20 protein-coding genes are annotated in these 18,776 nt (G+C 65.6%); 12 read left to right on the top strand and 8 right to left on the bottom strand.

The window, feature by feature from the left end; all coding sequences use genetic code 11:
- The first annotated feature begins 1,665 nt into the window (after positions 1-1,665).
- The 4 genes from ACIQ3Q_RS03750 to ureC are packed head-to-tail and all read left to right on the top strand — an operon-like array spanning position 1,666 to position 4,226.
- A complete protein-coding gene (locus ACIQ3Q_RS03750; RefSeq protein ID WP_396267637.1) occupies positions 1,666-1,968 on the top strand; it encodes an urease subunit gamma in 303 nt (100 codons plus the stop codon).
- Positions 1,969-2,008: 40 nt separating this feature from the next.
- The gene (locus tag ACIQ3Q_RS03745) at positions 2,009-2,170 is read left to right on the top strand and encodes a hypothetical protein (RefSeq protein ID WP_396267636.1); all 162 of its coding nucleotides are present in this window, start codon (positions 2,009-2,011) and stop codon (positions 2,168-2,170) included.
- A gap of 14 nt (positions 2,171-2,184) precedes the next feature.
- A complete protein-coding gene (locus tag ACIQ3Q_RS03740; protein WP_396267635.1) occupies positions 2,185-2,499 on the top strand; it encodes an urease subunit beta in 315 nt (104 codons plus the stop codon).
- Positions 2,496-4,226: an urease subunit alpha gene (gene ureC, locus ACIQ3Q_RS03735; RefSeq protein ID WP_396267634.1), complete on the top strand. Its 1,731-nt coding sequence runs from the start codon at positions 2,496-2,498 to the stop codon at positions 4,224-4,226. The genes ACIQ3Q_RS03740 and ureC overlap by 4 nt, the downstream gene beginning before the upstream one ends.
- A gap of 1 nt (position 4,227) precedes the next feature.
- On the opposite strand, the gene ACIQ3Q_RS03730 is transcribed toward ureC, so the two are convergent.
- Together ACIQ3Q_RS03730 and ACIQ3Q_RS03725 are read right to left on the bottom strand one after the other, a co-directional pair.
- A complete protein-coding gene (locus ACIQ3Q_RS03730) occupies positions 4,228-4,617 on the bottom strand; it encodes a type II toxin-antitoxin system death-on-curing family toxin (protein ID WP_396267633.1) in 390 nt (129 codons plus the stop codon).
- On the bottom strand, positions 4,614-4,838 hold the full coding sequence (locus ACIQ3Q_RS03725) for an AbrB/MazE/SpoVT family DNA-binding domain-containing protein (RefSeq protein WP_396267632.1): 225 nt from the start codon (positions 4,836-4,838) through the stop codon (positions 4,614-4,616). The genes ACIQ3Q_RS03730 and ACIQ3Q_RS03725 overlap by 4 nt, the downstream gene beginning before the upstream one ends.
- A 53-nt stretch (positions 4,839-4,891) precedes the next feature.
- Between ACIQ3Q_RS03725 and ACIQ3Q_RS03720 the strand changes: the two genes are divergently transcribed.
- From ACIQ3Q_RS03720 to ureG, 4 genes are read left to right on the top strand one after another with little or no spacing between them, the layout of a single operon-like run.
- A complete protein-coding gene (locus ACIQ3Q_RS03720) occupies positions 4,892-5,401 on the top strand; it encodes a GNAT family N-acetyltransferase (protein ID WP_396267631.1) in 510 nt (169 codons plus the stop codon).
- On the top strand, positions 5,401-5,949 hold the full coding sequence (gene ureE / locus ACIQ3Q_RS03715) for an urease accessory protein UreE (protein WP_396267629.1): 549 nt from the start codon (positions 5,401-5,403) through the stop codon (positions 5,947-5,949). The genes ACIQ3Q_RS03720 and ureE overlap by 1 nt, the downstream gene beginning before the upstream one ends.
- Positions 5,950-5,955: 6 nt before the next feature.
- Positions 5,956-6,696: an urease accessory protein UreF gene (locus tag ACIQ3Q_RS03710; RefSeq protein WP_396267628.1), complete on the top strand. Its 741-nt coding sequence runs from the start codon at positions 5,956-5,958 to the stop codon at positions 6,694-6,696.
- A 12-nt stretch (positions 6,697-6,708) separates the two neighbouring features.
- Positions 6,709-7,359, top strand: a complete 651-nt coding sequence (gene ureG / locus ACIQ3Q_RS03705) for an urease accessory protein UreG (protein WP_396267627.1) — start codon at positions 6,709-6,711, stop codon at positions 7,357-7,359.
- A gap of 12 nt (positions 7,360-7,371) precedes the next feature.
- Here the strand turns inward: ureG and ACIQ3Q_RS03700 are convergent, their stop codons facing one another.
- From ACIQ3Q_RS03700 to ACIQ3Q_RS03680, 5 genes are all read right to left on the bottom strand, one after another.
- Positions 7,372-8,022 (bottom strand): thiol:disulfide interchange protein DsbA/DsbL, encoded by a 651-nt coding sequence (locus tag ACIQ3Q_RS03700; protein WP_396267626.1) that lies wholly within the window; start codon positions 8,020-8,022, stop codon positions 7,372-7,374.
- Between the two features lie 75 nt (positions 8,023-8,097).
- Positions 8,098-8,886, bottom strand: a complete 789-nt coding sequence (locus tag ACIQ3Q_RS03695) for an SPOR domain-containing protein (RefSeq protein WP_396267625.1) — start codon at positions 8,884-8,886, stop codon at positions 8,098-8,100.
- A gap of 23 nt (positions 8,887-8,909) precedes the next feature.
- Positions 8,910-10,628, bottom strand: a complete 1,719-nt coding sequence (gene argS / locus ACIQ3Q_RS03690) for an arginine--tRNA ligase (protein ID WP_396267624.1) — start codon at positions 10,626-10,628, stop codon at positions 8,910-8,912.
- A gap of 49 nt (positions 10,629-10,677) precedes the next feature.
- Positions 10,678-11,901, bottom strand: coding sequence for an RNA polymerase sigma factor (locus ACIQ3Q_RS03685; protein ID WP_396267623.1), 1,224 nt, complete (start codon positions 11,899-11,901; stop codon positions 10,678-10,680).
- A 14-nt stretch (positions 11,902-11,915) separates the two neighbouring features.
- Positions 11,916-12,278, bottom strand: coding sequence for a YciI family protein (locus ACIQ3Q_RS03680; protein WP_396267622.1), 363 nt, complete (start codon positions 12,276-12,278; stop codon positions 11,916-11,918).
- 340 nt (positions 12,279-12,618) lie between these two features.
- On the opposite strand from ACIQ3Q_RS03680, the gene ACIQ3Q_RS03675 reads away from it, so the two are divergent.
- Positions 12,619-14,025 (top strand): protein kinase, encoded by a 1,407-nt coding sequence (locus tag ACIQ3Q_RS03675; protein ID WP_396267621.1) that lies wholly within the window; start codon positions 12,619-12,621, stop codon positions 14,023-14,025.
- A gap of 226 nt (positions 14,026-14,251) precedes the next feature.
- Complete coding sequence (locus tag ACIQ3Q_RS03670) at positions 14,252-14,659, top strand: PsiF family protein (protein WP_396267620.1); 408 nt, start codon at positions 14,252-14,254, stop codon at positions 14,657-14,659.
- Positions 14,660-14,746: 87 nt separating this feature from the next.
- Here ACIQ3Q_RS03670 and ACIQ3Q_RS03665 read toward each other — a convergent pair whose 3' ends face one another.
- Entirely contained in the window at positions 14,747-15,664 is a 918-nt protein-coding gene (locus tag ACIQ3Q_RS03665) for a LysR family transcriptional regulator (protein ID WP_210805753.1), read from the bottom strand.
- Between the two features lie 96 nt (positions 15,665-15,760).
- Between ACIQ3Q_RS03665 and ACIQ3Q_RS03660 the strand changes: the two genes are divergently transcribed.
- Both ACIQ3Q_RS03660 and ACIQ3Q_RS03655 read left to right on the top strand, forming a co-directional pair.
- On the top strand, positions 15,761-16,465 hold the full coding sequence (locus tag ACIQ3Q_RS03660) for a haloacid dehalogenase type II (RefSeq protein WP_396267619.1): 705 nt from the start codon (positions 15,761-15,763) through the stop codon (positions 16,463-16,465).
- 37 nt (positions 16,466-16,502) lie between these two features.
- Positions 16,503-18,728: a malate synthase G gene (locus tag ACIQ3Q_RS03655; RefSeq protein WP_396267618.1), complete on the top strand. Its 2,226-nt coding sequence runs from the start codon at positions 16,503-16,505 to the stop codon at positions 18,726-18,728.
- Positions 18,729-18,776 lie beyond the last annotated feature (48 nt).

Here is an 18,776-nt window from a genome sequence, read left to right as displayed (position 1 = left end):
CCAAGGTGCAGCAGAGCGAGCAGATGCGGCCGCCATACGCCGGGCAGGTGGCCATGTCCTCGCCCTCATAGTGGCGCTCGCACACCACGCAGCGCCAGCGCTGTCCAGCGGCTTCGGCTTCAGGTTGGCGCGCCAAGGCCGGGTGGTGGCGCCACAGCCAGCCCAACAGCGGCGTGGCCAGCAGCGCAATAGCCCCGGCCAGTGCGCCCGAGAAGGCCTGCGGATAGGCGCCGAACAAGCCCAGGTGCGCCAACACCGAGAGCGCTGACGCCAAGCCAAAGGCACCCACGCCCACCGGGTTGATGTCGGGCAGATAGGCGCGGCGAAACTCAAGACCCTTGGGCGAGAGGCCCAGGGGCTTGTTGATCACCAGGTCTGCGACCACCGTCATGAACCAGGCAATCGCCACATTGGCATACAGGCCCAGCACCTGCGACATGACGCTGAAGACCTCCAGCTCCATCAGCAGCAGCGCAATGCCGGTGTTGAACACCACCCACACCACGCGGCCCGGGTGGCTGTGGGTCAGGCGCGCAAAAAAGTTGGACCAGGCCAGCGAGCCGGCATAGGCATTGACGACATTGATCTTGAGCTGGGAGATCACCACAAACACCGCCGTGACGGCCACCGCCCATTGCGGCTTGCTGAAGACCTGCTCCCAAGCGGCCAGGTACATCTGGTTCGGGTCCACCGCGCGCTCGGCCGGAATGCTGTGGCCCAGCACCAAGGTGGCCAGCAGCGCGCCGCCCAGCATCTTCAACACACCGGGGACGATCCAGCCCGGCCCACCCACCGCCACCGCCGCCCACCAGCGCCAGGACTTTTGGGGCTGAGGGGCCGGCATGAAGCGCAGGGTGTCGGCTTGCTCGCCCATCTGGGTGATCAAGGCCATGCCCACCGTCCAGGCCGCGCCAAAGGCCAGGGCGTCAAAGCCCTCCACGCCATTGGCTGCAGGGGTGTGCGCCATGCGTTGCACCAAGCCGGGGTCTTGCCAAAGCACCACCACATAAGGCGTGATCAGCAGCACCAACCACAGCGGCTGGGTCCACACCTGCAAGCGCGACATGGCGCTGATGCCGTGCAGCACCAAGGGCAGCACCACCAGCGCGCAAATGAGATAACCCCAGGCGGGCGGGATGTCCAGCGCCAACTCCAGCGCATAGGCCATGACCGCGGCCTCCAGCGCAAAGAAGATGAAGGTGAAGCTGGCATAGATCAGCGAGGTGAGCGTAGAGCCCAAGTAGCCAAAGCCGGCGCCGCGCGTCAGCAAGTCCATGTCCAGGCCGTGGCGGGCGGCCATCACGCTGATGGGCCAACCGGCCAGGGCCACCACCAAGCCGGTGGCCAAGATGGCGGCCAAAGCATTCACAAAGCCGTGCTGCAAGAGCAAGGTGGCGCCGATCAGCTCCAGAACCAAAAAGGACGACGCACCACCAAAGGCCGTGTGGGCCACGCGGCTGGCGCTCCAGCGCCTGAAGGAGCGCGGCGTGAAGCGCAGCGCATAGTCTTCTAGCGTTTCGGCAGTGACCCAGCGGTTGTAGTCGCGGCGCAGCGTCACCACCCGCTGGTGCGGGGTGTGGGTGGCGGGGGCGGACTCGGGCTTCACGCCCAGGGCTGTATGCAGGATGCGCGCCACCCTGGCACTCATCCTGCTATGTCACCTGCATGGACCTGACACCCCGCGAAAAAGACAAGCTGCTGATCTTCACCGCCGCCCTGCTGGCCGAGCGCCGCTTGGCCCGTGGGCTGAAGCTGAACTACCCGGAAGCCGTGGCCCTGATCTCGGCCTTCATCATGGAAGGCGCGCGGGATGGCCGCAGCGTGGCCGAGATGATGAGCGGGGGCAAAACCGTGCTGCGCCGTGACCAGGTGATGGAGGGCATCCCGGAGCTGATCCCAGAGATCCAGGTCGAGGCCACCTTTCCCGATGGCACCAAATTGGTGACCGTGCACCAACCCATTGCATAACGCCCTGGCGTTGCGCATTTCTCTTCAAGGAGGCCCCAAGATGATTCGTCTGTTGACCCTGATGGCGGTGCTGTCGCCCCTGTTGGCCTTGGCGCATGAAGGGCATGGGCACGAGAGCGCCAGCCACTGGCATGCCACCGATGTGGCCATGTTTGTGGGCGTGGTGCTGGCCGTGGTGGTGTGGCTGCGCGCCAGAAAGTAAGAAAGGGGCACAGCATGAGCGTTATTCCTGGAGAGCTGTTGGTGGACGCGGGCGAGCATGCGCTCAACCCCGGGCGGCCGCGCCTGACGGTGGTGGTGCGCAATGCGGGGGACCGCCCCATCCAAGTGGGCTCGCACTATCACTTTGCCGAGACCAACCCGGCCCTGCAGTTCGACCGCGAGGCCGCTTATGGCATGCGCTTGGACATTGCCAGCGGCACCGCCGTGCGCTTTGAGCCCGGCCAGCAGCGCACCGTCACCTTGGTGCCCTATGGAGGGGCGCGCCAGGTGTGGGGCTTTCGGGCCGATGTGCAGGGAGCTTTGAAGTGAGCAACACCGTGGACCGCCGCGCCTATGCCGAGATGCTGGGCCCCACCGTGGGCGACCGGGTGCGCTTGGCCGACACCAACCTCATCGTTGAGGTTGAGGCCGACTACACCCTGCGCGCCGGGGGCTACGGCGAAGAGGTGAAGTTCGGCGGCGGCAAGACTGTGCGCGACGGCATGGGCCAGGGCCAGCGCCCCAATGGCCCAGGGCCGCAAGACGCGGTGGATTGCGTGATCACCAACGCGCTCATCATCGACCACTGGGGCATCATCAAGGCCGACATCGGCTTGCGCGGCCAGCGCATTGCCGCCATTGGCAAAGCTGGCAACCCCGATGTGCAGCCGGGCGTGGACATCGTCATCGGGCCAGGCACGGAGATCATTGCCGCAGAAGGCCTGATCGTCACCGCCGGGGCCATCGACACTCATATTCACTTTATCTGCCCGCAGCAGGTAGACGAGGCCTTGGCCAGTGGCGTGACCACCATGCTGGGCGGCGGCACCGGCCCCGCCACCGGCACCTTTGCCACCACCTGCACCCCCGGGCCTGCCAACATTGCCCGCATGCTGCAAGCGGCCGAAGGCCTGCCCATGAACCTGGGCTTTTTTGGCAAGGGCAATGCCAGCCGCCCCGAGGCGCTGCGCCAGCAGGTCGAGGCCGGTGCCATTGGCCTGAAGCTGCACGAGGACTGGGGCACCACCCCCGCCGCCATCGACTGCTGCCTGAGTGTGGCCGAAGAGACCGACATCCAGGTAGCCATCCACACTGACACCCTGAACGAGTCGGGCTTTGTGGAAGACACCATCGCAGCCTTCAAAGACCGCACCATCCACACCTTCCACACCGAAGGTGCGGGCGGTGGCCATGCGCCCGACATCTTGCGCGTGGTGGGCCAAGCCAATGTGCTGCCCTCGTCCACCAACCCGACGCGGCCTTTCACCGTCAACACCCTGGACGAACACCTGGACATGCTGATGGTGTGCCACCACCTCGACGCCAGCATTGCCGAGGACTTGGCCTTTGCCGAGAGTCGCATCCGCCGCGAGACCATTGCCGCCGAGGACATCCTGCATGACCTCGGCGCCATCAGCATGTTCTCGTCGGACAGCCAGGCCATGGGCCGGGTGGGCGAGATGGTGCTGCGTTGCTGGCAGACCGCCCACAAAATGAAGGCCCAACGCGGGCCGCTGCCCGGCGACACCGACCGGCACGACAACGCCCGCGTCAAACGCTACTGGGCCAAGCTCAGCATCAACCCCGCCATCACCCACGGCATCAGCCACGAGGTGGGCAGCATTGCGGTGGGCAAGTGGGCCGACCTGGTGTTTTGGAAGCCCGCGTTTTTTGGCGTGAAGCCGGCCTTGGTGATGAAAGGCGGCTTCATTGCCCTGGCCGCCATGGGTGACCCGAATGCCTCCATACCCACGCCGCAGCCCGTGCACTACCGGCCCATGTTTGGCGCCCTGGGTGGCGCCTTGGCGCAAGGCTCACTCACCTTCTTGAGCCAGCATGCGGTACACGAAGGTTTGGCCCAGCGTCTGGGCCTGCACAAGCCTGTCAGCGCTACCAAGGGCTGCCGCACCCTGCGCAAGTCCGACATGGTGCACAACAGCTATTTGCCCGAGATGTCAGTCGACCCGCAAACCTACGCTGTGCATGCCGACGGCCAACTGCTGAGCTGCGAGCCCGCCTCCGAGCTGCCCATGGCGCAGCGCTATTTCTTGTTTTGAGTTAGCGGGGGTGAATGTGCTGCCGCAACCATTTGGCCAAAGCCTCTTCGCTCATCTCGCCTGCAGCGACGGCCAGCATGGTCAGCACACATTGAGGGTCGCTGGCCGTCAACACATAGCCATTGCACAGCAAGAACAACTCCATCGCCACAAAGGCGGTACGCTTATTACCATCGACAAACGGGTGGTTCTTGGCCAGGCCCCAAGTGAGGGCCGCCGCCAGGGCGGATGCGTCAGGCTCACCATAGGCGGCCAACTGCTGAGGACGTGCGAGCGCCGACTCCAGCAGCCCTTGATCCCGCACTCCGCTGGGGCCACCGTGCTCCACCAGTTGCTCTTCATGCACCGCAAGCAGCACATCCAAGCGCAGCCAAACCCAAGCGGTGTTCACTTGGCCAACTCGCGCAACACTTCGCGGCGAGATTTCATGATGTCGCGGGCTAGGCTCATCTGGTCAGCAAACTCGGGGCTGTATGGCGTCAACGTCACCCCATTCGCGGCATCCGTCGCATACAGCAAATCCCCCTTCTCAACCTTCAATCGGGCCAAGACCTCTTTGGGGAGGATCACACCAACGGAGTTACCAATTTGGGTCACTTTGAGTGCGGTCATGGGAATCTGCCTGTAAGTTATAACATTCGTAATACTAAACGGAGACACCGTCCATGACAAGCCTAGACGCCACCCACCCGCAGCAGACCGTTTTCACCATCCGCCTCGACGACCTGAGTGATCCGCGCATTGCGGCGTTTTTGAACGAGCACCTTGCTGATATGCGGGCGACCTCGCCGCCGGAGAGCGTGCATGCGCTGGACCTGGATCGGCTGCGGCAGCCCGACATCCGCTTCTTCAGCCTGTGGATGGGCGAAGGCACGCCGGGCGAGCAACTGGTGGGCACAGGGGCCATCAAGCGGCTGGATGCGCAGCATGGCGAGTTGAAGTCCATGCGCACGCGGGCCAGCGTGCGGCGCCAGGGCTTGGGCCGCCGCTTGCTGCAGCATTTGCTGACGGAGGCGCGCAGCATGGGCCTGAGCCGTCTGAGCCTGGAGACCGGCACCGAGCCCTACTTTGCTGCCGCCAGCGCGCTGTATGAGGCGCACGGCTTTGTGGACTGCGCGCCCTTTGCCGACTACCGGCTGGACCCGCACAGCCGCTACATGACGCTGGCTTTGTGATGCTGCATCTCAGCAAACGCATTCCTCAAGGCCAGGGCTTGGCGGCAGCGCTGTTGCGGCGCGCCCCCAGCTTGGCGCTGGACTGGGCCACGCGCCAGAAGAGCCGCTTTGATGCCCGGCTCAGCAGCGACGAGCATGTGGGTGTGTTCTTGCCACGCGGCCATGTGCTGCGCGGAGGCGATGTGCTGGTGGCCGAGGACGGCCGCCTGGTGCGCGTGGTGGCGGCGGATGAATCCGTCTGCGTGGTGACCGCTCCAACCACGCTGAGCCCGGCTGAAGCCGCCCATGCGCTGATGCGCGGCGCCTACCACCTGGGGAATCGGCATGTGATGCTGTCGCTGCAAAGCGGCCGCCTGGTGATGGAGCCCGATGCCGTGTTGGGCGAGATGCTGCAGGGCCTGGGCTTGGTGGTGACCGAGGCGCGTGAGCCCTTTGAGCCCGAAGGTGGCGCCTATGGTGACCACCGCAGCGGACACGAGCATGGGCACGGGCACGGCCACGGCCATCACCACCATCACGGTGACGGCCACACGCACCACCACGCCTGAGTGGCCATGCTGACCCCGCCGCCCACCCCACAGAGCGACCCCACGCGCATGATGCGCCTGATGTGGCTGGCCAGCCCCACCTTGCCAGTGGGTGGCTACAGCTATTCTGAGGGACTGGAGCCCGCACTGGCGGCGGCGGCCCAGACCGGCGTACGCGATGAGGCCAGCGTGCAAGCTTGGTTGCTCAACCAATTGCAGCTGAGCTGGGCGCGCTCGGAGGCGCCCTTGATGCTGGCGGCCCTGGCCGCTTGGCGCCACAGTGACCTGGCGCGGCTCAAAGCCCTGAACGACTGGTGCTTGCAGACCCGTGAGTCGGCCGAGCTGCGCCGCCAAAGCGAGCAGATGGGCCGCTCCCTAGCCGCCTGGCTGGCCCAGGCCCAGGCCGATGGCACCTGGCCGCAATGGCCGGTGGCCCCAGCGCAAGCGCCCAGCCAAGCGCTGGCACCCGCCCCCACCTGGCCGGTGATGTTTGCCGCCGCGGCCGCCTGCGCCGAAGCCAGCGCGGAAGACACTCTGATGGCTTTTGGCTTTGGCTGGGCCGAGGCCCAGGCGCAGGCCGCCATCAAAGCCACGCCCTTGGGCCAAACGGCGGGCCAGCGCGTGCTGGCCGCGCTGGTGGCGGCCCTGCCTGAAGCAGCCCATGCGGCACTGCAGGTCAACGACGCGCAGCGCCAATGTTTTTCGCCCCTGCTGGCCATCATCTCGGCCCAGCATGAGACCCAGTACACCCGCATCTTCCGCTCTTGAGCGCGCCACACCATGACGACGACTGCCCTGCACCAAATTCCCAACCGCACCAAGCCTCTGCCCCCACTGCGCGTGGGCGTGGGCGGCCCGGTGGGCTCTGGCAAAACCACCTTGGTGGAGGTGCTGTGCAAAGCCATGCGCGAGCGCTGGGACCTGGTGGTGGTGACCAACGACATCTACACCAAGGAAGACCAGCGCCTGCTGACCGTGGCCGGGGCCTTGGCGCCCGAGCGCATCATGGGCGTGGAAACGGGTGGCTGCCCGCACACGGCCATCCGCGAGGACGCGTCCATCAACCTGGAGGCCGTGGACCGCATGTTGGAGAAATTCCCCAACGCCGACATCGTCTTCATCGAGTCGGGCGGCGACAACCTCGCCGCCACCTTCAGCCCGGAGCTGTCGGACTTAACGATTTATGTGATTGACGTGGCGGGCGGCGAGAAGATCCCGCGCAAGGGCGGGCCGGGCATCACCAAGAGCGACCTGCTGGTGATCAACAAAACCGATTTGGCCCCGCATGTGGGGGCCAATCTAGAGGTGATGGCAGCAGACACCCGCCGCCAGCGCCCCGAGCGCCCTTGGGTGATGACCAACCTGCGCGCCCAAGAAGGGCTGCAGCAGGTGATCAGCTTTATTGAGCAGCGGGGGCTGCTGCAGGCTTGAAGAGCGCGCGGATCAGCGCGGGCCCTTGCGCACCTGGGCGATGAGGTAGTCGGCCACGCCCAAGGCGCGCTCGTGGCTGTTACCGGCCAGCACGCTGGAGGTGTAGAAGCGGCCATGCACGCCGATGGCGGGCACGCCGTCGATGCGGTAGCCCTCGCCAAGCTGCTTGGCTTGCTTGGCCTTGGCGACCACGCCGAAGGACTTCATGGTGGCCACCACCTTGGCGCCGTCCTGGCCTGCGGCGGTGAAGAAGGCGGCAACCTCTTCTTCTTTACGCATGGGCTTGCGGTCGATCTGCATGGCATTGAAGACGCGACGGTGCATGGCTTCTAGGATGCCCAGTGCCTCCATGGCGTAGAAGACGCGCTGGTGGAACTCATGCTGCGGCGTGAAGCCAGCCGGCACGCGGCGGAAGGCCACATCGGCCGGCAGCTTTTTGTGCCAGGGCTCCAGGAAGGGCTCCAGCGCAAAGCAGTGCGGGCAGCCGTACCAGAAGAACTCGACCACCTCGATCTTGCCCGAGGCTGCCACGGGCACCGGCTGGGCCAGCTTGACGTAGTTGGTGCCCTCTACCGGAACGCCTTGGGCCTGGACAGCAGGGCTGGACAGCGCGGCCACGGTGGCCAGGCTGGTGGTGGTCAAACAGAACTCGCGGCGTTTCATCGGGGCATCCTCTCGGGGTGATCGTTCTCAGATAGAGCGCAGGGCCACGCAAAAGTTCAAACTCAGACCTCTGGATCAGGGTTTAACGGGTTTTTCAATGCGCACCAAGGCGGCTTCGGCGCCCACGGCCTTGAGCTTATCTTGCACGGTCGCAGCGTCTTCACGACTATCCAACGGCCCAACCCGAACTCGGTGGACAACGCGGCCGTTTTGTTCGCGCTCGGTCACCCGGGCCGTCACGCCGGCCATGGCCAGCTTGGCGCGCTGCTGCTCGGCGTCGTCGGCGCTGGAGAACGCGCCCGCCTGCACAAAGTAGATGAAGCCGCCTTCCGCCTTGGGGGCGGAGGCCGCAACCGCAGGCTTCTCGCCCGCCACGCCTTGGCCGGACAGCAAAGCGGCAGGGTCGCGCTCAGGCTTGGTGGGCGCCGACGCTGCGTTGGGACGCACCGCCTTGGCCGGGCTGGCGGCTGCAGCGGGTGCCTCTGGGGTCTGAGTGGGCGGCGGCGACTTGACGGTCGTCAGCGGCGCAGCCGGGGCCGAGGCACCAGACGCGGCAGCCGCCGGGTCACGCAGGCCCGCCGGGCGCTGCACGGGCTTGCCTCCCAGGCCCGCGTTCGGGTCCCAGTTCTTCAGGCGCTCGGCCTCTTCTTGCTGCTGCTCAGCCGTGCGGTGCGGCACCTTGTCAACAAAGGGCACCGGCACTTTGGCAATGTAGAGCGCCACGGCCAGGGCAATGGCCAGGCCGGCCAAGAGCCCCACGATGGCCCCCAGGAAGAAGCCACCGCCTTGAGCGCGCGGGCCCCAAGCCTGTGCAGGGGCTAAAGCGGTGCGACGGGAAACCGCAAGCGTCTGGGGGATGTGCATGGTGCCGACTCGTGTTGCAAAGCTCAGGAAGCGGCAGCCGCGTCAGCGGGTACGTCGCGGTGCATGGCCTCGGGCGCGCTCACGCCCAACAGCGCCAGCGCATTGCGCAGCACGGTGGCCGTGGCAGCCAGCAAGGCCAGGCGGGCGCGGGCCAGGGCCGCGTCGTCCACCAAGAAGCGCTCGGCCCCGTAATAGCTGTGGAAGGCCCCGGCCAAGTCGCGCAGGTAGAAGGCCACATCGTGCGGTGCCAGCGAGGCGGCGGCACTGCTCAGCATGTCCGGGTACTCAGCCAGCTTCATCATCAGTGCGGCCTCTGCAGGCGCAGCCAAGAGGCTCAAATCGGCGTTAGCCAGCGCCGCAGCGTCCAGACCCTGCTTGGCGCCTTGGGTCAGCACCGAGCAGATGCGCGCATGAGCGTACTGCACGTAGAACACCGGGTTCTCGTCGTTCTGCTTGAGCGCCAGGTCCACATCAAAGGTGAACTCGGTGTCGGCCTTGCGGCTGATCAGGAAGAAGCGCACGGCGTCGCGGCTGGTCCAGTCGATCAGGTCGCGCAGGGTGACATAGCTGCCGGCGCGCTTGCTGATCTTGACCTCGGCGCCGTCGCGCACCACCCGCACCATGGTGTTGAGCACATAGTCGGGGAAGCCCTTGGGGATGCCCAGGCCCACGCCTTGCAGGCCTGCGCGCACGCGGGCGATGGTGCCGTGGTGGTCGGTGCCCTGGAAGTTGATGCACTTGCCAAAGCCGCGCTCAAACTTGGCCACGTGGTAGGCCACGTCCGGCACAAAGTAGGTGTAGCTGCCGTCGGACTTGCGCATCACGCGGTCTTTGTCGTCACCGTCGTCGGTGGTACGCAGCCACAGGGCACCGCCTTCTTCAAAGGTCTTGCCGGCATCTACCAAGCGCTGCACGGTCTGCTCGACCCGGCCGCTGCTGTAGAGGCTGCTTTCCAAGAAGTAGTGGTCGAAGCTGACGCCAAAGGCCTGCAAGTCCAGGTCTTGCTCGTGGCGCAGATAGGCCACGGCGAACTGGCGGATATTGTCCAGGTCGTCCGGGTCGCCCGAGGCGGTGAACTCGCGGTCATCAGCCTTGACGGTCTTTTGGGCCAGGTAGTCGGCCGCGATGTCGGCGATGTAGTCGCCGTTGTAGGCACTCTCGGGCCAGCCGGCGTCGCCCGGCTTCAGACCCTTGATGCGGGCGTGGGTGGAGCTGGTCAGGGTGGCAATCTGCACCCCCGCGTCGTTGTAATAGAACTCGCGCTGAACGCCGTAGCCCTGGGTCTCAAAGAGATGGGCCATGCTGTCGCCCAAGGCGCCTTGGCGGGCGTGGCCCACGTGCAAGGGGCCGGTGGGGTTGGCGGAGACAAACTCCAGCAGCAGCTTTTGGCCGTTGGCCGGCTGGTGCCCAAAGCGGTCTTGGGCCTGCAGCACCTCGGCCACCACCGCCTGCTTGGCGGCGGGGGCCAGGCGCAGGTTGATGAAGCCGGGGCCGGCGATCTCCAGCGCTGAGACCCAGCGCGCGAACTCGGGCGTGGCCTGCAACGCCGCGATCAGGCGCTCGGCCACCGCTCGCGGGTTGGACTTGAGGGGCTTGGCCAGTTGCATGGCGGCCGTGATGGCCAGGTCGCCATGAGCCGCTTGTTTGGGGCTCTCGAACTGGGGCTGTAGGGGGGTGTCGGGTGCCAGCTCGGCGACCACGCGGGCCAGCGCGTGCTGGAGCTCTGCCTTGGCTTGAATCATGGGCGCGATTCTACGGGGGCTCCATCGCCCCTTGGCGCGCCCCCGCCACTCAATTCAGCCGCGCGCTCTGCGATGCCAAAAACTGCCGGTCACTCTCCAAGCTCGCCAGCGTGATGGCTTGCTCATAAGCGAGCTTGGCAGCGGCGGAGTGGCCCGCCTTGGCCAGCACCGCCGCATAGGTGGCATGAAAGGGCTGAAAGTCCGCCAAAACCTCTCTCAGGTCTTCCAAAGTGGCCAGTGCGGCGGGCAACAGGCCATTCTCGGCAAGCGCCACGGCATGGTTAAGGCGCACCACCGGCGTCGGCTCTAGCAAGAGGAGCGCCGTGTAGAGATGAAGTATCTGGGGCCAGTCTGGCCCGGGTTCGGCCATTTGGCAGGCGCTGATGGCGGCCTGGATCTGGAAGGGGCCTGCGCGTTTGCGGCGCAGCGCGGCGTCCAGTCGCTGCCGCCCTTCGGCCTCTTTGACTGGGCACCAGCGGGCCCGGTCTTGTTCGGCCGGTGGCAGCGTGGCGCCGTCTGCGCCCACGCGCGCCTCGCGGCGCGCATCCGCCAACAGCATCAAGGCCAAGGCGCCTTCAATCTCGGCCTGCTCAGGGCAGAGCGCATCCAACAGACGCGCCAAGAACAAGGCTTCGCGACACAGATCACGCGGCTCATCTGGCGCAGCCGTGTAGCCCGTGGTGAAGATCAGATAGATCGTGGTCAGCACGGCCTGCAGCCGTTCGCCCCATTGCTCCGGGGGCGGCACGACGTAGGCAATGCCCGCTTGGGCAATCTTGGCCTTGGCTCGGCTTAAGCGCTGGCCCATGGTCGATTCTTGGTCGAGAAACAGGCGGGCGATCTCACCCGTGGCCAAGCCACAGACCGTGCGCAAGGTCAGAGCGACTCGCGATTTAAGCTCCAGCGCCGGGTGGCAGCAGGTGAAGATCAGGCGCAAGCGCTCGTCGGGTATGGGCTCGGGGTCGTCCTGGCCCAACAACTCGTTGACCAGATGCATCGCTGCTTCCCGCTCAGCGTCGCGTCCCTCGGCACGCAGACGATCCAGCGCCTTGCGAAACGCAACCCGGATCAACCAGCCTTGCGGCGACTGCGGCGGCCCCTCTCGGCCCCAATGGCCGAGGGCCGAGATACAGGCCTCCTGCAGCGCGTCTTCGGCGAGCTGCAAGGAGCCTAGCTTGTAGGTCAGCGCAGCCATCAGACGACCCCGGTCTCGGCGCAGCACGGCCTCCAGCCTCTGGGAGACCGCGATGGCTTGTGCAGACGCGGAGGTCATCGCCGGCTCAACGCTCAGTGGTCGGGGAGATCGTAGTCCATGACCGGACGGACCTCGATGGTGCCGAAGTGCGCAACGGGTATCTGTGCTGCATAGCGCAATGCGGCATCCAGGTCCGGCAACTCCAGCAAGTAAAAGCCGCCCAGGTGTTCGCGGGTTTCAGCAAACGGGCCGTCCATGGTTTCAACCTTGCCTGCGCGCACGCGCAGCGAGGTGGCCGTCTCCACACCTTTGAGCCCTTCGCCCGCTCGCAACACGCCGTCAGCAGCGGCCTGCCGATTGAAGGCCGCGAAGCCTTCCATCATGGCTTGAAACTCCGGGCTGCCGTAGGTGGGCTCAGCGTCAGGTGTGTGGTAGATCAAGAACATGTATTGCATGGTGAATTCTCCAAAAGTCAGCGGATCAGTTGCTAGGAAACGCCCAGTAAGGCGGGCTCTGACGCCCTTCGTCTTGCGCTGGAGAGTCGAGGGTCTCCTTGGTGGCGAGCGGGCCTCCTAAGACGCCGCTGGCTGGCCGGATTTCGACATCATGACCATATTTTTGACGAGGTGGCACGTCCCAGACCGGACATCCACCACCGCAGCTTGGCTTGCAATTGCCCGCCAAAACCGGCTTTGATTGAATTAACGGAGCTGCTGGGGTGACGGCACAGTGAGGGCAACCCTGCGGCTTGCTGTCTGCCGCGCCGATTTGCCGCCCGCAACGCCCGCTTTGACCTTGAGCACCACCCACGCCCACCGCGCCTCGCGCAGCCAGACCCGCACGCGGGCCGAGCCGATGCCGCCGCCATCGCAAAGGGTGCCAGAGCCTATTCCTGCCTACATAGGCAAATATCAGGTGCTGCGCAAGCTGGGTGAAGGCGCGACCAGCGATGTGTTCTTGGCTTATGACGAGTTTCATGGCCGGGAAGTGGCCTTGAAGCGCGCGCGCCCCACGGCCGGGCGCCCGGCCAACGAGGCGCACTTTGCCTCGCGCTTTTTTGCTGCCGAAGCCGCTCTGGTAGGCCGCCTGCACCACCCGAATGTGGCGCAGATCATGGACGCCTTTGACGACCCCGTGGCGCCTTACCTGGTAATGGAGTACGTGCCGGGCGTCACCCTGCGCAGCTTTTGCCAGCCCAGCCGCTTGCTGCCGCTGGAGCAGGTGGTGGAAATCGGCTTCAAATGCGCCATGGCCTTGGGCTATGTCTGGCGCCAGGGCTTGATTCACCGCGATGTGAAGCCGGCCAACATCTTGGCTGCGATCGATGAGCAAGGCGAGATCATCGACGTCAAGTTGAGCGACTTCGGCAGCGTGCTGAACTTTCATTCCGACGCCACCCAGGTGCACCGCGTGGGCTCTTTGGCCTATATGTCGCCCGAGCAGTTGGACGGCGCCACGCTGGATTGCCGTGCCGACATCTATTCGCTGGGCGCGGTGCTCTACCACCTGATCTGTGGCCGCCCGCCCTTCGAGGCCGAAACCCAAGGCGCGCTGCTCAACCTGATCTGCCACGCCCAGCCCCTGCCCCTGACGGGCCTGCGGGAAGGCGTGACCGAAGCCCTGGACCGCCTGGTGCGCAGCGCCCTGGCCAAAGACCGTGGCCAGCGCCCCAGCAGTTGGGACGAGTTTGCGCAGGCGCTCTCGGCGCTGATCACCAATAACGAAGTGCCACGCGGGCGGCTGCAACAGGTGCTGGACTCCGAGCGCTTCAACCTGCTGCGCTCGCTGGAGTTTTTTGAAGGCTTTGGCGATGTGGAGCTATGGGAGGTGGTGCACCGCGCCCGCTGGATGCGCTTTCCCTATGGCCACCGCCTCTACCGGCGCGGCCAAGAGGGCAATCAGTTCTACATCATTGGCCAAGGCGAGGTCGAAGTCTTCCGCGAGGGCGAGAAGGTCGCCACGCTGGGCGCGGGCACTTCGGTGGGCGAGATGGCCTATCTGGCCCCCAGCCCTGACCTCAAGCGCCACAGCGCCGATGTGGTGGTCAGCAAAGCCGCCACCGTGGTGTGCTTCACGCCCGACATGCTGGCCCAGCTGCAAGCCGAAACCCGACACCGCTTTGACACGGCCTTCATCCGGGTGCTGGTGCGGCGGCTGCATGCCGCGCACGAGGCGCTGGCCCACCCGCGCCGCATTTTGTAGCGCCGGGGTGGCCCGGGCATAGCGCGGCGGCCCCTGCGGCCCGCCCCAAGGCTTGCGACATATTTGCACCCCATGTGCACCGTTTGCAGCGCGACAGCGTTGTGCGCTTGTCTTGTCGCACTGAACCTGCTGCAATGCGCAGCGGAGGCGCCCCAAGGCACTTCTGCGGCATTAGAGCTGTCCACTAAAGCCACCCACGGTATTTCATCCTGAGGAGAACCCACCCATGAAAAACGTTATCAGCGCTACCGTCATCGCCCTGTTCGCATTGACTGCACAGGCTCAGACCGCTCCGGCCGCGTCCCCCGCCGTGCCTGCTGCCAAGCCCATGCCCGCCACCGTGACGGCCACCAAGCCTGCCGCTGCTCCGGCCGCACCTGCAGCCGCTGCTGCCCCCGCGTCGGACGCCAAAGAGCCGACCAAGCAGCAAAACAAGATGAAGACCTGTAATGCCGACGCCAAAGCCAAAGAATTGAAGGGCGACGAGCGCAAGGCCTTCATGAGCGAGTGCCTGTCTGCCAACAAGCAAGAGAAGCAGCAAGACAAGATGAAGACTTGCAACGCCGACGCCAAGACCAAGGATTTGAAGGGCGACGAGCGCAAGAAGTTCATGAGCGCTTGCCTCAAGGGCTAATGCACTGAGCCCGGGCGAAGAGTCGAGCCCTGGCGAGACTTTCACCCCCCTCAAAGCCCGGCACCCGCCGGGCTTTTTGCTGGGCGCTCACACCCGCTGTGAGCGGCTCCAATACCCCGGGTCCCCATAACTGTGCTTTAAAAAGTCCATCCACAGCCGCACCCGCAGCGGCAGGTGGCGGGCGCTGGGGACGACGGCGTAGATGCCGTTGGGCGGGGCGGCAAAGTCGTCCAGCACACTGACCAGGCGGCCAGCGGCCAGGTCGGCCTGCACTTCCCAGGTGCTGCGCCAGGCAATGCCCAGCCCGCGCAGGCACCACTCGTGCAGCACCTGGCCGTCGCTGCAATCCAGGCGGCCGCCGGGGCGCAGGTGGCTGACCACGCCGTCCACGCTAAAGGCCCAGCCTCGGGTTTGGCTGGCTTCGCTGCTCAGCGTCAGGCATTGGTGGCGGCCCAGGTCTTGCGGGCTGCTCGGGGTGCCCGCGCGCCGCAGGTATTCAGGCGTGGCCACGCAGAGCCGTCGGTTGTCGGCCAGGCGCACGCCCACCAAGCTGGAATCGGGCAGATCACCGACCCGCACGGCGCAGTCAAAGCCTTCGTTGACGATGTCCACCACCCGGTCGGAGAGGTTCAGCGACAAGCTCACCTCAGGGTGCTGGGCCAAGAAGCCGGGCACCAGTGGGGCCACATGGCGGCGGCCAAAACCGGCCGGCGCCGTGACTCGTAAGTGACCACTCGCTTTAACGCCACCCGCTGAGACACTGGCCTCGGCGTTGTTGAAGTCCACCAACAAACGCTGGCAATCCTCCAAAAAAGCGCTGCCTTCATGGGTGAGGCTGATGCGGCGGGTGGTGCGCTGCAGCAGCTTCACGCCCAGGCGCTCTTCCAGGGCGTCCATGCGCCGCCCAATCACGGCCGGGGCCACGCCTTCGGCCTGGGCGGCGGCGGTCAGGCTGCCTTTTTGGGCCACAGCGACAAAGGTTTCGATCTGCTTGAGGCGGTCCATGGCGGTGCTCAGAGGGCTTGATTTGTGCGCCAAAGTCATGAATCCATGACTTTTGCTGCGGGTAATATGTGGCCAAGTATCGAATAAATTGGCGACATGGAAAAGAGACCCTCCGCGTCCCGGCCTGCGCCCCGGGCCGTGCTGTTCGACGCCTATGGCACTTTGTTCGACGTTTACAGCGTCGCGCTGGTGGCCGAGCAGCTGTTTGCGGGCCAGGGCGAGCGCCTGGCCCAGCTCTGGCGCGACAAGCAGATCGAGTACACCCGCTTGGTGTCGATGAGCGGCCCCAAGCACTACCAGCCGTTTTGGACGCTGACCCGCAGCGCCCTGCAGTGGTCGGCGGCGCGCCTGAACCTGGCCTGGAGCGGCGACGCCGAAGAGCGGCTGATGAACCAATACCGGCATCTTTCGGCCTTCCCGGAGAACCGCGAGGTGCTGGAAGCGCTGAAACGCCAGGGCGTGCCTGCGGGCATCCTGTCTAATGGCGACCCCGAGATGCTGGCCATCGCTGTGCGCAGCGCGGGCCTGACCGATTTGATTGCCCCCGTGCTGAGCGTGCACACCACCCGCCGCTTCAAGACCGACCCCGCGGCCTACCAGGTCGGGGTTGATGCACTGGGCCTGCCGCCCAAGGAGATCTTGTTTGTCTCCAGCAATGGCTGGGACGCCATCGGCGCCACCTGGTTTGGCTACACCACGCTGTGGGTCAACCGGGCGGGCGCGCCGCTGGAGGCCCTGGGCACCGCACCCACCGCGCAGGGCACCAGCTTGCGCGATGTGCTGAATTTCTTTCCCACTTAATCCTTTCGTTTTTTCCAACCTTCTCTTAGGACTTGCAATGAGCAACCGCACCACCGTCCACGGCCTGCAAGTGGCCACGAACCTGTACAACTTCGTTAACGAGCAGGTGCTGCCCGGCACCGGCGTGGAGCAAGCCGCCTTCTGGGCGGGCTTTGACAAGCTGGTGGCTGACCTGGCCCCCAAGAACGCCGCCCTGCTGGCCGAACGCGAGCGCATCCAGGCGGAGATGGACGCCTGGCACCAAGCCAACCCCGGCCCGATCAAAAAGGCCAAGGCCTACCGCAAGCACCTGGAGAAGATCGGCTACCTGGTGGCTGACCCAGGCGACGTGAAGGCCACCACCAAGAACGTGGATGCTGAGCTGGCCACGCAAGCTGGCCCGCAGTTGGTGGTGCCCATCACCAATGCCCGCTACGCCCTGAACGCCGCCAACGCCCGCTGGGGCAGCCTGTATGACGCGCTCTACGGCACCGACGCCCTGAGCGACGCCGACGGCGCCACCAAGGCCGGCCCGAATGGCGAGGCCTATAACCCCGTGCGCGGCGCCAAGGTGATCAACTATTGCCGCCATGTGCTGGACCGCACCGCCCCGCTGCAAAAGGGCTCGCATGTGGACAGCACCGGCTATGCCGTGGTGAAGGGCGCGCTGCAGGTCAGCCTGGCCAATGGCCAAACCGTGGGCCTGAAGAAAGCCGCTCAACTGATTGGTTACCAGGGCGACGCCGCTGCCCCCACCGCCGTGCTGCTGGAGCACAACGGCCTGCACCTGGAAATCCGCGTGAACCGCAACACCACCATTGGTGCGTCGGACGCGGCTGGTGTGAGCGACCTGGTGATCGAGTCGGCTCTGTCCACCATCTTGGACTTGGAAGACTCGGTGGCCGTGGTGGATGCCGACGACAAGGTGCAAGCCTATGGCAACTGGCTGGGCATTTTGAAGGGCACGCTGACCGAAGCCGTGAGCAAGGGCGGCAAGACCTTTACCCGGGGCCTGAACCCGGACCGCGAATACACCACGCCCAAGGGCGGCACCATCGTGCTGCATGGCCGCTCGCTGCTGTTTGTGCGCAATGTGGGCCACCTGATGTGCAACCCCGCCATCCTGTGGGGCGAGGCGGGCCAAGAGATCCCTGAAGGCATCATGGATGCCGTCATCACCACCACCATCGCCCTGCACGACCTGCAAGGCCGGGGCCAACTGGCCACGGGTGAGTCGGTGCGCAACAGCCGCACCGGCAGCGTCTACATCGTCAAGCCCAAGATGCACGGCCCCACCGAAGTGGCGTTTGCGGATGAGCTGTTCACCCGCGTGGAAAAGCTGCTGGGCCTGAAGGCCAACACCGTCAAGCTGGGCATCATGGACGAGGAGCGCCGCACCTCCGTCAACCTCAAGGCCTGCATTGGCGCAGCCAAGGCCCGCGTGGCCTTCATCAACACCGGCTTCCTGGACCGCACCGGCGACGAGATGCACACCGCCATGCGCGCCGGCCCCATGATGCGCAAGGGCGACATGAAGACCAGCGCCTGGATCCAGGCCTATGAGCGCAACAATGTGCTGGTGGGCCTGCAATGCGGCCTGCGCGGCAAGGCGCAAATCGGCAAGGGCATGTGGGCCATGCCTGACCTGATGGCCGCCATGCTGCAGCAAAAGATAGCCCACCCCAAGGCTGGTGCCAACACCGCCTGGACCCCCAGCCCCACCGCCGCCACCCTGCACGCGCTGCACTACCACCAGGTGGACGTGTTCGGCGTGCAGAAGGCGCTGGAGAAGGCCGACAAGGCCAGCGACCGTGCGGCCGTGCGCGAGGAGATCCTTGAAGGCCTGCTCAGCATCCCCGTGGTCAAGCAAGCCAAGTGGAGCGCCGAGGAAGTGCAGCAAGAGCTGGACAACAACGCCCAGGGCATCTTGGGCTATGTGGTGCGCTGGGTCGACCAAGGCATTGGCTGCTCCAAGGTGCCCGACATCCACAACGTCGGCCTCATGGAAGACCGCGCCACCCTGCGCATCTCCAGCCAACACATGGCCAACTGGCTGCGCCACGGCGTGGCCACCAAGGCGCAGGTCAAGAGCACCTTCAAGCGCATGGCCAAGGTGGTGGACAAGCAAAACGCCGGTGATGCGGCCTACAAGCCCCTGGCAGCCAACCCAGAAGGCGCCGCCTACCAAGCCGCGCTGGACCTGGTGCTCAAGGGCGAAGCCCAACCCAGCGGCTACACCGAGCCCCTGCTGCACGCTTGGCGCCTGAAGGCCAAGGCGGCCTGATCGAGCCGATTTATCCTTGCAATTCATGGAATGAAACTCCATAATTGC

The sequence above is a fragment of the Ideonella sp. genome (assembly GCF_044358605.1).
Taxonomy (GTDB): domain Bacteria; phylum Pseudomonadota; class Gammaproteobacteria; order Burkholderiales; family Burkholderiaceae_C; genus Ideonella.
The sequence above is the reverse complement of the archived record's forward strand: the minus strand, read 5'-3'. Positions and strand labels throughout refer to the sequence as shown.